The organism is Janibacter cremeus (assembly GCF_029395675.1).
GTDB lineage: Bacteria > Actinomycetota > Actinomycetes > Actinomycetales > Dermatophilaceae > Janibacter > Janibacter cremeus_A.
The window spans coordinates 3,325,373-3,340,061 of record NZ_CP115184.1; the positions used below are offsets into that span (position 1 = coordinate 3,325,373).

The following is a 14,689-nucleotide window of genomic DNA, read 5'->3' on the forward strand; positions in this document are numbered from 1 at the left end:
CAGGAGGGTGGCCGGGTGAGCGACGAGAGCACCCTTCTGGAGGACCTGGCCGAGGCACGTGGTGTCGCCACCCGGTGGTGGGACTGGAGTGGGGAGCGGCGCACGGTGCCGGCCTCCTCCCTTCGCGCCGTGCTGTCCGCGATGGGCGAGGAGACCGACGACGAGGAGGCGCTCGCCGCCTCCCTCGAGCGCACCCGCTCCCTCCCGTGGCGCCGGACGCTGCCGCCGACGGTGGTGCAGCGCTCCGGGGAGGTCGCCCGGGTGCCCGTCCACGTCTCCCACGGCGCCGCGGTCTCCGTCTCCGTGGAGCTCGAAGGGGGAGGAGGGCGCCGCCTGCTGGAGCAGGTCGAGCACGTCGTGGAGCCGCGGGAGGTGGACGGCGAGTGGGTCGGGGAGGCGGCCTTCGAGTTGCCGGCGGACCTGCCGCTGGGGTGGCACGCGCTCGTCGCCGTGCCGGAGTCGCCGCCGTTGCTGCCCGGCAGCGAGCGGGCCGTCCTCGTCACCGTCCCGACCCGGCTCGACCTGCCGGAGACCGTGCCGGGGCCGCGTGACGGCCTGCTGACCCAGCTGTACCAGGTGCGCAGCCGCGGCAGCCAGGGGATCGGCGACGTGGGGGACCTCGTCGCCCTGGGGGAGTGGGCCGCGCACGAGCACGGGCACGACTTCGTGCTCGTCAACCCGCTGCACGCGGCCGAGCCGGTCGCGCCGATGGAGCCGTCGCCGTACCTGCCGACCTCGCGGCGCTTCGTCAACCCGGTCTACATCGACCTGCGCAACCTGCCCGACGCCGACGCGCTGCCGCCGGACGCCCGCGCGGAGATCGCCGCGCTCGTGACCCGGGGGCAGGAGCTCAACGAGGCCGACACGATCGACCGGGACACCGTCTGGGAGATCAAGCGCCGGGCGCTGCGCACCGCGTTCCGCCACCTCGGCCCCCACCACGAGGCCCACGTCGCCGCGCTGCGCGAGCAGGAGGGGCAGGCGCTCGTCGACTTCGCGACGTGGTGCAGCATCGCCGCCGTCCACGGCACGGAGTGGGAGAGCGACTGGCCCCGGGAGCTGCACGACCCGCGCGGCGCTGCCGTCGAGGCACACCAGCGGGCCCACGGGGAGGAGATCGCCTTCACGATGTGGCTGCAGTGGCTCGTGCGTCACCAGCTCGCCGGCGCCCGCGAGGCGCTGCGCGCGAGCGGCATGGGGATCGGCCTCGTCGGCGACCTCGCCGTCGGCATCCACCCCGAGGGGGCCGACTCGTGGGCGCTGCAGGACGTGCTCGCCCGGGGGATCGAGGTCGGCGCCCCGCCGGACCAGTTCAACCAGCTCGGTCAGAACTGGTCCCAGCCGCCGTGGCGGCCGGACCGGCTCGCCGAGACGGGGTACGCCCCCTTCCGGGACATGCTGCGCGCCGTCCTGCGGGACGCCGGCGGGCTGCGCGTGGACCACATCATCGGACTCTTCCGGCTGTGGTGGGTGCCGGAGGACCACGACCCGGGCGAGGGTGCCTACGTGCGCTACGACCACGAGGCGCTCATCGGCATCCTGGCGCTCGAGGCCGCGCGGGCCGGGGCGGTCGTCATCGGGGAGGACCTGGGCGTCGTCGAGCCGTGGGTGCGCGAGCACCTGAGCGAGCGGGGGATCCTCGGCACGAGCGTCATGTGGTTCGAGTGGGTGGACGGCCGGCCCAGGCCGCCGGAGGACTACCGCGAGCTGTGCCTGGCGACCGTGACCACGCACGACATCCCGCCGACCGCCGGGTACCTCCACCTCGAGCACGTGGCGATCCGCGAGCGGCTCGGTCTGCTCACCCGGCCGGTAGAGGCGGAGACCGAGGCGGAGGAAGGGAGCATCGCGGCCGTGCGCTCGGCCCTGGCCGAGCGCGGGCTGCTCGAGACCCCCTTCGCCCCCACCGGTGCGGTCGTGGCCGCCATGCACCGGTGGCTCGCCCTGACCCCGGCCAGGCTCCGCGGGTACGCCCTGACCGACCTCGTCGGTGACGTCCGCGCGATCAACCAGCCGGGGACCGACGAGGAGTACCCGAACTGGCGGCTGCCGCTGGCCGGACCGGACCGCGTCCCGCTTCTCCTCGAGGACGTCGTGGGCGGGTCGCGCAGCCGCCCCTGAGGGTTAACCCTGCATCTTCGGCGGCCGATGGCGGGGTGGTCTCCGAAGAGTCACAGTTGTGTCTCACCGCACACGTGTCCATGGAATTTGACCATTCCGTGGTTTTTGATGTCACGAGCAGCCGCTGACCGCGCTGCACCCAGGGGCGCCACCGGCCGACGGTGACGCTGATCGGACCGCCAACTCGGCGGCATGACGTAGGAGGACATCCATGCGAGTGAAGTCTCGCTCGATGGCTATTGCCAGCATCTCCGCGGTCGCGCTTCTCGCGACCGCGTGCGGCGGCAGCAGCGACGACAGCAGCGGCGGTTCCGGCGGCGACGGTGGCGGCGAGATCGTCGTCTCCGGCTGCACCCCGGAGAACCCGCTGATCGCAGGAAACACGGGTGAGACCTGTGGTGGGAACGTCCTGGACGTCATGACCGCCAAGCTCATCCACTACAACACCGAGACGGCCGAGCCGGAGATGGACATCGCCGAGTCCATCGAGACCGAGGACAACCAGAACTTCACGGTCAAGCTCAAGGAGGGCTACAAGTTCCACGACGGGACCGAGGTCAAGGCCCACAACTTCGTCGACGCCTGGAACTACACGGCCTACGGTCCGAACGCCCAGCAGGGGTCCTACTTCTACGCCCCGATCCAGGGCTTCAACGAGACGCAGTGCAGCGGCGAGGGCGATGACCCCTGCGCCGGTGACGGCAAGCCCTCCCTCGAGGAGATGTCCGGCCTGAAGGTCGTCGACGACCACACCTTCACCATCAAGACCAGCGAGAAGGTCTCGAACCTGCCGATGCGTCTGGGCTACACCGCCTTCGCTCCGCAGCCGGACGCCTTCTTCGAGGACCCGGAGGCCTTCGGCGAGGAGCCGATCGCGGCCGGCCCGTACAAGTTCGACTCCTGGGAGAAGAACCAGGCCATCAGCCTGAGCCAGTTCGAGGACTACGCGGGTGAGTACGCCGGCGAGACCGAGAAGATCACCTTCAGGATCTTCAAGGAGCAGGAGGCCGCCTACACCTCCCTCCTCGCGGACGAGATCGACATCATCGACGCGATCCCGGCCAACGCCCTGGTCGGCGACAAGTTCAAGTCCGACCTGGGTGAGGGCAACTACCTCACGCAGCCGAACTCCACCTCGCAGTGGATCGGCATGAACTACCACATCGACAAGAAGCTGGCGAACAAGGACCTGCGCCACGCCCTGTCGATGGCGATCGACCGCGAGACGATCGTCAAGCAGATCTTCAACAACGCCTACGAGCCGTCCACCGGCGTCGTCTCCCCCGTCGTCGACGGGTTCAAGGAAGACCAGTGCGGTGAGTACTGCGTGTACGACGAGGAGAAGGCCAAGGACCTCTTCGAGAAGGCCGGCGGCTACGACGGCAAGCTGACCCTCACCTACAACGGTGACGGTGGCCACAAGGAGTGGACCGAGGCGGTCTGCAACTCGATCAAGAACACCCTCGGCGTCAACTGCGTCGCCTCCCCGACCGTCGACTTCGCCACCATGCTGACCAAGCTCGGCAACAACGAGCTCGAGGGCCTGTGGCGCATGGGTTGGGTCATGGACTACCCGTCCATCGAGAACTACCTCGCCCCGATCTTCAGCAAGGGCGCGGCCTCGAACTACTACCAGTACGCCAACCCCGAGTTCGAGGAACTGCTGACCAAGGCTGCGGCGTCGGACGACCCGGCCGAGGCCAACGAGATGTACCAGGAGGCGGAGCGCGTCATGCTCGAGGACATGCCAGCCATCCCGCTGTGGTACGGCCAGTCCATGATGGGTTGGTCCGACGACGTGGAGAACGTCAAGGCCACCCCGTTCGGCAACCCGGACCTGGCCAAGGTCACCACCAAGTGATCGGACCGCTCGGTCTGAGCTAGTCCACCACCGGCCGGTCACCCCTGAAGGTGGCCGGCCGGTTGGTGTGTCCGCGCTCGGGACGCCCTCGACCCGTGGGCGCGTCCCCGAGCATCTGGAAGAGTTATCCTCTGCCGGCGTCACAGCGCCACCAACACCCCTAGGAGGTGAACGTGGGTAAATACATCGTCCGCCGACTGCTGCAGATGATCCCCGTCATCATCGGCGCCACGTTCCTGATCTACGCCATGGTCTTCGCCATGCCTGGTGACCCCACGGCAGGCAAGTGTGGTGAGCGGCCGTGCCCGCCCGCGTACATTGCCGAGTTCAACGAGAAGTACAACCTCAACGACCCCCTGCCCGTCCAGTACGGCAAGTACATGGCCAAGGTCGCCCAGGGCGACCTGGGCGAGAACCAGTACGGCATCCCGGTGTCGGAGGACCTGAAGGACCGCTTCACCGTCACCGCCCAGCTGGGACTGATGGCCCTGGTCATCGAGGGTGTCATCGGCATCCTCGCGGGTGTGCTGGCCGGTCTGCGCAAGGGTGGCTTCCTGGACAATCTCGTCCTCGTGAGCACGCTCTTCGTGATCTCGGTGCCCATCTTCGTCACCGGCTTCACCCTGCAGTACATCCTCGGGCTGAACCTCGGGGTCGTCCCGGCTCTCGTGGGGGCCGAGTACACCTTCTACAGCCTGCTCCTGCCGGGCTTCGTCCTCGGCTCGCTGTCCATGGCCTACATCGCCCGACTCATGCGCAGCAACATCGGTGAGAACTTCAAGTCCGACTACGTGCGCACCGCCAAGGCCAAGGGACTGAAGCAGGGACGCATCATCGGCGTGCACACCCTGCGCAACTCGATGATCCCCGTGATCACCTTTATGGGTTACGACTTCGGAGCGCTCCTGGGCGGTGCCATCGTCACGGAGGGCATCTTCAACATCCACGGCGTCGGTGGGTACATCTTCGAGGGGATCCACAACCGCGACGGCATGGCCGTCGTCGGCGCGGTGACCGCGCTGGTGATCATCTATCTCATCGTGAACCTCATCGTCGACCTCCTGTACGGCGTACTGGACCCGAGGATCAGCCATGACTGACAAGAAGACCCGCACCGCACCCGAGACGCCGCAGCCCGAGCGGGAGACACCCGGCGCCGAACCCGTGAGCAGCTCAGGGGTCAGTGCCGACGGCCGGCCGGTCGTCGACGACGACCAGGTCGTCGCCCGGTCGCTGAGCGCGGACGCCTTTCGCTCGCTCAAGCGCAATCCGTTGTTCTGGGTCTCCAGCGTCCTGGTCCTGATGTTCCTGCTGATGGCCGCCTGGCCCTCGCTCTTCACCAACCAGGACCCGCACTACGGCGTGCTCAGCCGGGCGATGCAGTCGCCCAGCACGGAGCACTGGTTCGGTACCGACCGTCAGGGTTACGACATCTACAGCCGCGTCGTCTACGGCGCACGGGCCTCGATCCTCGTGGGTGTCTTCGCGGCGTCGGGCGCACTGGTACTGGGCAGCATCATGGGTCTGCTCGCCGGGTACGTCTCCGGCTGGGCCGACGCCCTCGTCAGCCGCGTGGCCGACATCTTCTTCGCCATCCCGCTGCTGCTGGCCGGCATCATCTTCCTGGCCGCCATGCGTGAGGAGGACACGATCTTCGGCGTCCCGATCCAGGGGTACTTCGGCGTGATCTTCCAGGTCGTCCTCGTGCTGGTGATCTTCGGCTGGCCGAGCATCATGCGCCTCATGCGCTCCTCGGTACTGCAGGTCAAGCCCAACGACTACGTCCAGGCGGCCCGGGCCCTCGGAGCCTCGCCGATGCGGATCACCCGGCGGCACATCCTGCCCAACGCGATGGCCCCCGTCATCGCGGTGAGCACGATCAACCTCGGTGCCTACATCAGCGTCGAGGCGACCCTGTCCTACCTGGGTATCGGCCTGCGTCCGCCGACCGTGTCCTGGGGCGTGATGATCACCGACGCCCAGATCGCACTGCGGACCGAGCCCTACATTCTCTTCTTCCCCGCCCTCTTCCTCAGCCTCGCGGTCCTGGCCTTCATCATGCTCGGTGACTCCGTGCGTGACGCCTTCGACCCGAAGAGTCGCTGAGAGCAAGGTGAGTGACCACATGAGTACCCCGACGACGACCGGCGAGCGCCTGCTCGAGGTCGACGACCTGCACGTCGAGTTCCACACCGACGAAGGCGTGGCCCAGGCGATCAACGGCGTGGACTTCTCCCTCGACGAGGGGGAGACCCTGGCGATCCTCGGCGAGTCCGGCTCCGGCAAGTCCGTGACCGCCCAGGCGATCATGGGCATCCTCGACATCCCCCCGGCGCGCATCACCAAGGGCCGCATCCTCTACAAGGGTGAGGACCTGCTGACCATGGAGGACGAGAAGCGACGGAAGGGGCGGGGACCCGATGTCTCGATGATCTTCCAGGACGCCCTGAGCTCGCTCAACCCGGTCTTCCCGGTGGGCTGGCAGATCGGCGAGATGTTCCGCCAGCACCGCGGCATGAACCGCTCCGACGCCTATGACCAAGCCGTGCGCCTGATGGAGCGGGTCAACATCCCCGGCGCCAAGGATCGCGTCAAGGCCTACCCGCACCAGTTCTCCGGTGGGATGCGCCAGCGGATCATGATCGCCATGGCGATCGCCCTGGACCCGAAGGTGCTCATCGCCGACGAGCCGACCACCGCCCTGGACGTGACCGTCCAGGCGCAGATCATGGAGCTGCTCCAGGACCTGCAGCACGAGCACAACATGGGCATGATCCTCATCACCCACGACCTCGGCGTCGTCGCCGACGTCGCCGACCGGATTGCGGTCATGTACGCCGGACGCATCGTCGAGCGGGCCGAGGTCGAGGACATCTACGCCCAGCCGGCCCACCCCTACACCAAGGGTCTGCTGGAGTCGATCCCCCGACTGGACCAGAAGGGTCAGCAGCTGTCGGCGATCGGCGGCCTGCCGCCGAACCTCACCCGGATCCCACCGGGCTGCGCCTTCCACCCGCGCTGCGTCATGGCCCAGGACATCTGCCGGGTCGACCGTCCCGAGCTGCTCGACGTGGGCCCGCGCCGCCAGTCGGCGTGCCACTTCAGCCAGGAGGTGCTGAATGCCTGATCATGACGTCATCCTCAAGGCCACGGGCCTGAAGAAGCACTACCCGATCAAGGGCGGCGTCCTGCGCCGCACGGTCGGTCACGTCCGCGCAGTCGACGGAGTCGACTTCGAGCTGCGACGAGGCGAGACGCTCGGTGTCGTGGGCGAGTCCGGCTGTGGCAAGTCCACGCTGGGTCGGTTGCTGATGCGGCTGGAGGAGCCGACCGAGGGCTCGATCGAGTTCGACGGCACCGACATGTTCAAGCAGTCGGGGGCGGAGATGCGGCGCCTGCGGCGGGACATCCAGATCGTCTTCCAGGACCCGTACACCTCCCTCAACCCGCGCCGTACGGTGGGCGAGATCGTCGCTGAGCCCTTCGAGATCCACACCGACGTCGTCCCGAAGGACAAGCGGCGTGCACGCGTGCAGGAGCTCCTCGAGCTCGTCGGTCTCAACCCCGAGCACATCAACCGCTACCCGCACCAGTTCTCCGGCGGTCAGCGCCAGCGCATCGGCATCGCCCGCGGCATCGCGCTGAATCCCAAGGTCCTGATCTGCGACGAGCCGGTCTCGGCCCTGGACGTGTCCGTCCAGGCGCAGGTGATCAACCTGATGGAGAAGCTGCAGGACGAGCTGGGCCTGTCCTACGTCTTCATCGCCCACGACCTGTCGGTCGTGCGGCACATCTCCGACCGGGTCGCCGTGATGTACCTCGGCAAGATGGTCGAGATCGGGGACGAGGACGACATCTACTCCCGGCCGACGCACCCGTACACGCAGGCGCTGCTGTCCGCGGTGCCCGTGCCCGACCCCACGTTGCGGGGCAAGCGCGACCAGATCGTGCTGCAGGGCGACGTCCCCTCGCCGGCCAATCCTCCGGCCGGGTGCCGTTTCCACACCCGCTGCTGGAAGGCGCAGGACATCTGCAAGGTCGAGCCGCCGCCGGAGCTCATCCCGCGCCCGGACGGCGTCGGCGAGCACGACTCCCGGTGTCACTTCGCCGAGCCGAAGGTCATCGTCGAGACCGAGGACCTCACCGGCAAGGACCAGCGGAGCCTCTTCGCCGGGCAGGGAGACGTGGACACGAGCGACGTCCTGACCGAGGGACAGGTCGGCGCCCCCACGGGGCAGGCACACGTCGAGACCTCGGACGCCGGCTCGGGCCACTGACCCTCCCTCCGCCCGCACGACGGCGCCCCCACCGAGCGATCGGGTGGGGGCGCTCTGCGTTGGTGTCGGGTTCTCGCAAGAGCCTAAGAGGTTGCGCCAGTAGGTGGCTGGCCGGCGGGCGCGTGTCGGTGACGTAGGGCAGGCACAAGCACCGGTACAGGAAGAGGTGTCTAACGCCGTCTTCCGTTCCGAGGTGCTTGTGCCTGCCCTGCCATCTTCTGTCATCGAACCCCTGTGGGACCAGTTCGCCGCGCTGATCCCCGACCACGTCGACACCCACCCGCTGGGATGTCACAACCCCCGTATCGATGACCGGGTCGTCTTCGACAAGCTCGTGCAGAGCCTCGTGCTGGGTGCTGCCTACGAACGGATCGCGGACTCGGCCTGTTCGGCCACGACGATCCGCCGACGTCGCGATGCGTGGATCCACGCCGGGCTCTTTCAGCGGCTGGAGCAGATCTGTTTGGAAGCCTACGACCGGATCGTGGGCCTGGACCTGGCAGACATCACCGTCGACGGGTGCATCGTCAAAGCTCCCTGCGGTGGCCACGCCGCAGGAAGATCCCCGGTAGACCGCGGCAAACAAGGCACCAAGCGGTCGGTGATGACCGATGGGGCCGGGATCCCGATCGGCTGCATGGTCGCCCCGGCCAACCGCAACGACTCACCCTTCCTGCGGCCCACGCTGGAACAGCTGGGCAGGTTCGAGATCCGCTTCGGGGTCGGGCTGCCCGAGCAGATCACGGTGCACCTGGACGCCGGCTACGACAGCGCCATCACCCGAGAGCTGCTGGAGGAACTGGGCTGCACGCCCGTGATCAGCGCCAAGGGCTTCCCCCTGCAGGCCGGCGCCCGCTGGGTCGTTGAGCGCACCAACTCCTGGCACAACCGCGGCTTCAAGAAGCTGGCCATCTGCACCGAACGCCGCACCCACGTCATCACCGCATTCATCGCCCTGGCCAACGCCGCGATCATCGTCCGCCGACTCCTGCGCCAAGCCTGGACCACCCACCGCTGGGACAAACGACCGGACAAGCGACCATGACCTACTGGCGGGACCTCTAAGCAGTTGCGCAGGGGGTGGGCGTAGATCTCGCAAGAGCCTAAGCAGCTGCGTAGCAAGAGTTCGTCGCACTGGTCACGTTCGTTGCCTGTGGAAAACTCTGCCGGGGGCCGGCGCACATTTCGGCACCCTTGCCGTGTGCAACCAACACTGCGAATCGACCCGGCGGACCTGGGCGACCTGCCCCTCTTCGACTTCGGGCGAGCCCGGTCCATGGGCGTGTCCGCGCACGATCTTGCGATCTTGGTCCGACGGGGCCAACTCTGGAGGGTCGAGCGGGGATGGTACTCCACTCGAGTGGGCGCCACGGACGAGGAGAAGCACATCCTGCGCACGGTTGCCACCCTGCAGCTGCACGGCGAGGACTTCGCCGCGTGCCGGCACTCCGCGATCCTGCTCCACGGGATGCCGTTGGCGCGCACGGACCTCACCGTCGTCGAGATCAGCAAGGTCAATGCCACCCACGGGCGCGTGCGCCGCGGCGTCCGGGTCAGTCGAGCACCCACGAGGCGACAGGCCGTCAACGAGGTCATCGACCCCATCGCACACCGTCCGGTTCGGGTGGCGGATCCTGCGAGCGCCATCGTCGGCGCTGCGCTGAACAACAACCCGCTCGGAGCCCTGGTGGCCGCCGACCACGCGGTGCGGCACGGCCTGTGTACTCAAGGGCAGATCGACCAGGACCTCGAGGCCATGCGCGGTTTCAGGGGCGTGGGTCGGGCCAGAGATGCCCTCGCGCACATCGACCCGCGACACGAGTCGCCGGGAGAAACCCTCACCGCCGACGTGTTGCGCAGCTGCCCGTGGGCCTTCGATCCGCAGGTCAAGGTGGTGGCACGAGGTCGTCGGTATCGCCTCGACTTCGCCCTGCGGGAGTACAAGGTCGCGATTGAGTTCGACGGCGCGATCAAGTACACCGGCCCCGAAGTCATGGAGGAGCAGCTCGCGCGTGAGGCTGATCTGCGCGCCGAAGGCTGGGTGGTCGTTCGGGGCACGTGGGAGGACCTCACGGAGGAGGCGAAGATCCACAGCCTCCTGGCCGCGGCCGTCGCCGAGGCGTCCAGGGTGCCGGCTGCCTGACCCACCACTTGCAAGAGCCTAAGCAGTTGCGAAGGGGGAGGGCCGGGAAGAGGGGAGTCAGGCGAAGGGGAGCTCCTCGGCCAGCCGGTCCGCCTCCTGCCTCGCGGCGAGATCGGCGCCCGTCTCGTCGGCCTCGGGGACGACCTCGTGCGGTTGGATGCGGCCGGCGGCGATGTCCTCGGCCCAGTGGCAGGCGACCTTGTGCCCGCTGCCCGCACCGTCGATGTCGACGATCCGCAGCTGCGGCCGCTCGGTGTCGCACCGCGACTCCTGGCGCCACGGGCACCGGGTGTGGAATCGGCACCCCGACGGAGGGTTGGCCGGTGACGGGAGGTCACCGGTGAGCAGGATCTGCTCACGGGAGTCCTCGACGACCGGGTCCGGCACCGGGATGGCGGACAGCAGCGCACGGGTGTAGGGGTGCAGGGGAGTGGTGTAGAGGTCGTCGGCGTCGGCCTCCTCGACGATCCCGCCGAGGTACATCACCCCGACCCGGTCGGAGATGTGGCGGACGACGGCGAGGTCGTGGGCGATCACGAGGTAGGTCAGCCCGTAGCGCTCCTGCAGGTCGGACATCAGGTTGATCACCTGTGCCTGCACGGAGACGTCCAGGGCCGAGACCGGCTCGTCGGCCACGATCAGCTCCGGCTCGACGCTCAGTGCCCGCGCGATGCCGACGCGCTGGCGCTGACCGCCGGAGAACTCGTGCGGGTACTTCTTCAGGGCGGCCGTGGGCAGGCCCACGTCCTTCAGAAGCTGACGCAGGCGGGGGCCGGCGTCCTTGGCGTCCTTGACGATGCCGTGGGCCCGCATCCCCTCGACCAGCAGCGCCTCGACGCTCTGTCGTGGGTCCAGGCTGCCCATCGGGTCCTGGAAGATCATCTGCAGGTCCCGCCGCCGACGCCGCAGCTCTTCGCCCTTGAGGGTGCTGATCGCCTCCCCGTCGAAGGTGACGGTGCCCGCGGTCGCCGGCTCGAGGTGCAGGATCGCCCGCCCCAGGGTCGACTTGCCGCAGCCGGACTCGCCGACGAGGCCGTAGGTCTCACCCCGTCGGATCTGCAGGTCCACGCCGTCGACGGCGTAGACGTGCCCTACGACGCGGTCGAAGATCACCCCCTTCGTGATGGGGAAGTGGACCTTGAGGCCGTGCACGTCGACGAGCACGTCGCCGTCCTCGTGGTCGGGACCGGCGGTCCTCGTCGTGGCGTCGGTGCTCATCGGACCTCCTCGGTCGTGGCGCCCTCGGCGGGCGAAGGGGTGCCGGCCAGCGGGTTGAAGCAGCGCAGCGCCCGGTGGTCGTCGGTGACCGCGAGGTCGGGAGTGACTTCCACGCAGCGGTCGATCGCATTGGCGCACCGGGGGGCGAAGGCGCACGCGCTGGTCCACGGCAGGTTGTCCGCGACCGACCCCGGGACGGGGTTGAGGCGTGCACCCCGGTCGCCGTCGAGGCTGGGGACGCTGGAGAGCAACCCCCCGGTGTACGGGTGGCGGGGCTCGGCGAAGAGCGCATGGCGCTCGGCGCGCTCGACGAGGCGCCCGCCGTAGAGGACGTTGATCTCGTCGCACAGGCCGGCGACGACCCCGAGGTCGTGGGTGATCATGATCAGCGCCGTCCCGGTGTCCTCGACGAGGTCACGCAGCAGCGCCAGGATCTGCGCCTGGATCGTCACGTCGAGCGCCGTCGTCGGCTCGTCGGCGATGAGCAGGCGTGGCTCGCAGGCGAGCGCCATCGCGATGAGGGCGCGTTGCCGCATGCCACCGGACAGCTGGTGCGGGTAGTCGGTGAGACGCCGGTCCGGGTCGGGGATGCCGACCTTCTCGAGCATGTCGCGGGCGCGCGGCTTGGCAGCCCGGCGCGACAGGCCACGGTGCCGCTCGAGGACCTCGCTGACCTGACGACCGATCGGCACGACGGGGTTCAGCGAGGACAGGGGGTCCTGGAAGATCATGCTGATCTCCCGGCCCCGCTTCGCCCGCAGCTCCTTCTCCGGCATCGCGAGCAGGTCCTGGCCGTCGTAGGACACCGTGCCGGTGACCTCGTTGCCGTGCGGGGGGAGCAGGCCCATGATCGCCAGGGAGGTGACCGACTTGCCGCAGCCCGACTCGCCGACGAGACCGACGGTCTGGCCCGGTCGCACGTCGAAGCTCAGCCCGTCGACGGCGGCGAAGGATTCCTGGTTCCGGCGCCCGAAGGAGACCGTGAGGTCGCGGACGGACAGCAGGGGCTCGTGGGAGTGGGTCGTCGTCATGGTGGTCACCGTCGGCTCTTGGGGTCGAGTGCCTCGCGCAGCGACTCACCCATGAGGGTGAAGCCGAGTGCGACGACGATGATGCACGCCGCCGGGTAGAACGCCAGGTGGGGGTTGTCGTAGATGTACTGCTGTGCCTGTCCGAGCATCTGGCCCCACTCGGGCTGGGAGTCGTCGGGGTTGCCGAGGCCGAGGAACGACAGGGCGGCCGCATCGATGATCGCGGTCGCGAGCACGAGCGTCGACTGCACGATCACCGGGCCCAGCGAGTTGGGCAGCATGTGCCGCAGCACGATCGCCCGACGGCGGACACCCAGCGCCCGGGCCGCCAGGACGTGGTCCTTGCTGCGCTCGGCGAGCATGGAGCCGCGCAGCAGGCGGGCGAAGATCGGGACCTGGACGGCGCCGACGGCGATGATCACCGTCCACTGGCTGGGCTCGGCGGCGACGACGGCGATGGACATCGCGAGCAGCAGCGAGGGGATCGAGAGCATCACGTCGACGATCCGCATGACCACCGAGTCGACCCACCCGCCGAAGGCGCCGGCGATGGTGCCGAGGAGGACGCCGCCGGTGAGCCCGCCCAGGGTGGCCAAAACGCCGACCATCAGCGTCTGGCGGCTGCCGATGAGCAGCCGCGAGAGCAGGTCGCGTCCCTTCGGGTCGCCTCCGAGCGGGTGGCCCGGCTGCGGGTCCGGGACGGGATTGGTCTGCTGGCTGATCTGGTCCGCGAGGATCCACTTGGCCGGGTCGTGCGGGGCCAGCAGGGGCGAGATGATCGCGAGGACGACGAACACCACGGTGATGCCCAGGCCGAGCAGGAAGATCGGGTTGCGGCGCAGCCGGCGCCACGCCGAGGCGATGAGGGAGACGCCGTCGCCCTCGTCGATGGCGCCCGCCTCGTCGACCGTCGCCGGGGCCGTGGCCATGGCGCTGCCGGCGAGCGCGTCGATGCGTTGCTTGCGTCGCGCGCCGGGGCCCCGCCGGGGACCGTTGTCGGAGGAAGTCATCAGGGCCTCACTCGGGGGTCGATGAGCGCGTAGAGGATGTCCACGAGCAGGTTCACCAGGACGTAGGCGATGGCGGCCACGAGCACGATGACCTGCAGCACGGGGTAGTCCCGCTCACGGAAGGCCTCCTCGAGGGCACTGCCGACGCCACCGAAGTTGAAGACGGTCTCGGTGAGCACCGCCCCGGAGAGCAGCAGCCCCATCTGCAGACCGACTGCGGTGACCACCGGCAGGAGGGCATTGCGCATGACGTGGCGGCCGCGCACGACGCGGTGACTCAACCCCTTCGCCTGCGCGGTGCGGACGAAGTCCTCGTCCAGGACGTCCAGGACCGACGCCCGGGTGATCCGGAAGATCATCGCGAAGGGGATGGAGGCCAGGGCGATCCCGGGAAGGATGAGGTGCTTGAGGGAATCCCAGGCGGCGTCCCACTCCCGGGTGAGGATCCCGTCGAGGACGAAGAAGCCGGTCACCGAGGTCGCGTTGCCGATGCTCTGCCGGCCGGAGACGGGCAACCACCCGAGCTCCACGGCGAACCAGTACTTCAGCAGGAAGGCGAGGAAGAAGACGGGGACGGCCACCCCGACGAGCGACCCGAGGATCGAGGCGTTGTCGATGATGCCGCCGCTGCGTCGGGCCGAGAGGTAGCCCAGGGGGATGGCGAGGGAGATCGCGAGCACGAGCGCGACGACGCTCAGCTCGATCGTCGCGGGGAAGCGTTCGAGGAAGATGTCCAGCGCCGGCCTGCCGGTCTGGACCCCCGTGGAGACGCCGAAGTCACCCTGGACGGCCCGCTCGAGGAAGTTCAGGTACTGCACCGGGATGGGCTCGTTGAGTCCGAGCGCCTCGGTCAGTGCCGCACGCGACTTCGGTGTGGCGCGCTCGCCGAGCATCGCGGAGACGACTCCGCCGGGCAGGGCGCGCAGCCAGGCGAAGAGCAGGATCGACAGGACGAAGACGACGAGCACGAGCTGCATCAGCCGTCGGACGATGAACTTCAGCACAGGGAGTGACCTCGCTGTCGGCGG

The 14,689-nt window shown here is 68.8% G+C and carries 12 protein-coding genes; 8 read left to right on the forward strand and 4 right to left on the reverse strand.

Features of this window, described 5'->3' with window-relative positions:
* Positions 1-15 precede the first annotated feature (15 nt).
* From malQ to O9K63_RS16010, 8 genes are all read left to right on the forward strand, one after another.
* A complete protein-coding gene (gene malQ / locus O9K63_RS15975; RefSeq protein WP_277239469.1) occupies positions 16-2,121 on the forward strand; it encodes a 4-alpha-glucanotransferase in 2,106 nt (701 codons plus the stop codon).
* Positions 2,122-2,353: 232 nt separating this feature from the next.
* Positions 2,354-3,982 carry a peptide ABC transporter substrate-binding protein gene (locus O9K63_RS15980; RefSeq protein ID WP_277239471.1) on the forward strand — a complete coding sequence of 543 codons (1,629 nt, stop codon included), beginning with the start codon at positions 2,354-2,356 and terminating at the stop codon, positions 3,980-3,982.
* A 173-nt stretch (positions 3,983-4,155) separates the two neighbouring features.
* The gene (locus tag O9K63_RS15985; RefSeq protein ID WP_277239473.1) at positions 4,156-5,082 is read left to right on the forward strand and encodes an ABC transporter permease; all 927 of its coding nucleotides are present in this window, start codon (positions 4,156-4,158) and stop codon (positions 5,080-5,082) included.
* Complete coding sequence (locus tag O9K63_RS15990; protein WP_277239475.1) at positions 5,075-6,088, forward strand: ABC transporter permease; 1,014 nt, start codon at positions 5,075-5,077, stop codon at positions 6,086-6,088. The genes O9K63_RS15985 and O9K63_RS15990 overlap by 8 nt, the downstream gene beginning before the upstream one ends.
* A 19-nt stretch (positions 6,089-6,107) precedes the next feature.
* Positions 6,108-7,109 carry an ABC transporter ATP-binding protein gene (locus O9K63_RS15995; RefSeq protein ID WP_277239477.1) on the forward strand — a complete coding sequence of 334 codons (1,002 nt, stop codon included), beginning with the start codon at positions 6,108-6,110 and terminating at the stop codon, positions 7,107-7,109.
* A complete protein-coding gene (locus O9K63_RS16000; protein ID WP_277239478.1) occupies positions 7,102-8,259 on the forward strand; it encodes an ABC transporter ATP-binding protein in 1,158 nt (385 codons plus the stop codon). The genes O9K63_RS15995 and O9K63_RS16000 overlap by 8 nt, the downstream gene beginning before the upstream one ends.
* Positions 8,260-8,458: 199 nt before the next feature.
* Positions 8,459-9,304, forward strand: coding sequence for an IS5 family transposase (locus O9K63_RS16005; RefSeq protein ID WP_277242318.1), 846 nt, complete (start codon positions 8,459-8,461; stop codon positions 9,302-9,304).
* Positions 9,305-9,619: 315 nt separating this feature from the next.
* Positions 9,620-10,402, forward strand: a complete 783-nt coding sequence (locus O9K63_RS16010) for an endonuclease domain-containing protein (RefSeq protein WP_277239480.1) — start codon at positions 9,620-9,622, stop codon at positions 10,400-10,402.
* 57 nt (positions 10,403-10,459) lie between these two features.
* Here the strand turns inward: O9K63_RS16010 and O9K63_RS16015 are convergent, their stop codons facing one another.
* From O9K63_RS16015 to O9K63_RS16030, 4 genes are read right to left on the reverse strand one after another with little or no spacing between them, the layout of a single operon-like run.
* Positions 10,460-11,620, reverse strand: a complete 1,161-nt coding sequence (locus O9K63_RS16015) for an ABC transporter ATP-binding protein (protein WP_277239481.1) — start codon at positions 11,618-11,620, stop codon at positions 10,460-10,462.
* Entirely contained in the window at positions 11,617-12,651 is a 1,035-nt protein-coding gene (locus O9K63_RS16020) for an ABC transporter ATP-binding protein (RefSeq protein WP_277239484.1), read from the reverse strand. Before O9K63_RS16020 ends, O9K63_RS16015 begins: the two co-directional genes overlap by 4 nt.
* A gap of 5 nt (positions 12,652-12,656) precedes the next feature.
* Positions 12,657-13,661: an ABC transporter permease gene (locus tag O9K63_RS16025; protein ID WP_277239485.1), complete on the reverse strand. Its 1,005-nt coding sequence runs from the start codon at positions 13,659-13,661 to the stop codon at positions 12,657-12,659.
* Positions 13,661-14,665 carry an ABC transporter permease gene (locus O9K63_RS16030; protein ID WP_277239487.1) on the reverse strand — a complete coding sequence of 335 codons (1,005 nt, stop codon included), beginning with the start codon at positions 14,663-14,665 and terminating at the stop codon, positions 13,661-13,663. The genes O9K63_RS16025 and O9K63_RS16030 overlap by 1 nt, the downstream gene beginning before the upstream one ends.
* Positions 14,666-14,689: the final 24 nt, after the last annotated feature.

Excerpts from the sequence above, each read along its gene's own strand:
- O9K63_RS15980 (WP_277239471.1), top strand. The coding sequence starts at position 2,354 with ATGGCTATTGCCAGCATCTCCGCGGTCGCGCTTCTCGCGACCGCGTGC.
- O9K63_RS15990 (WP_277239475.1), top strand. The coding sequence starts at position 5,075 with ATGACTGACAAGAAGACCCGCACCGCACCCGAGACGCCGCAGCCCGAG.
- O9K63_RS15995 (WP_277239477.1), top strand. The coding sequence starts at position 6,108 with ATGAGTACCCCGACGACGACCGGCGAGCGCCTGCTCGAGGTCGACGAC.
- O9K63_RS16000 (WP_277239478.1), top strand. The coding sequence starts at position 7,102 with ATGCCTGATCATGACGTCATCCTCAAGGCCACGGGCCTGAAGAAGCAC.
- O9K63_RS16015 (WP_277239481.1), bottom strand. The coding sequence starts at position 11,620 with ATGAGCACCGACGCCACGACGAGGACCGCCGGTCCCGACCACGAGGAC.
- O9K63_RS16020 (WP_277239484.1), bottom strand. The coding sequence starts at position 12,651 with ATGACGACGACCCACTCCCACGAGCCCCTGCTGTCCGTCCGCGACCTC.
- O9K63_RS16025 (WP_277239485.1), bottom strand. The coding sequence starts at position 13,661 with ATGACTTCCTCCGACAACGGTCCCCGGCGGGGCCCCGGCGCGCGACGC.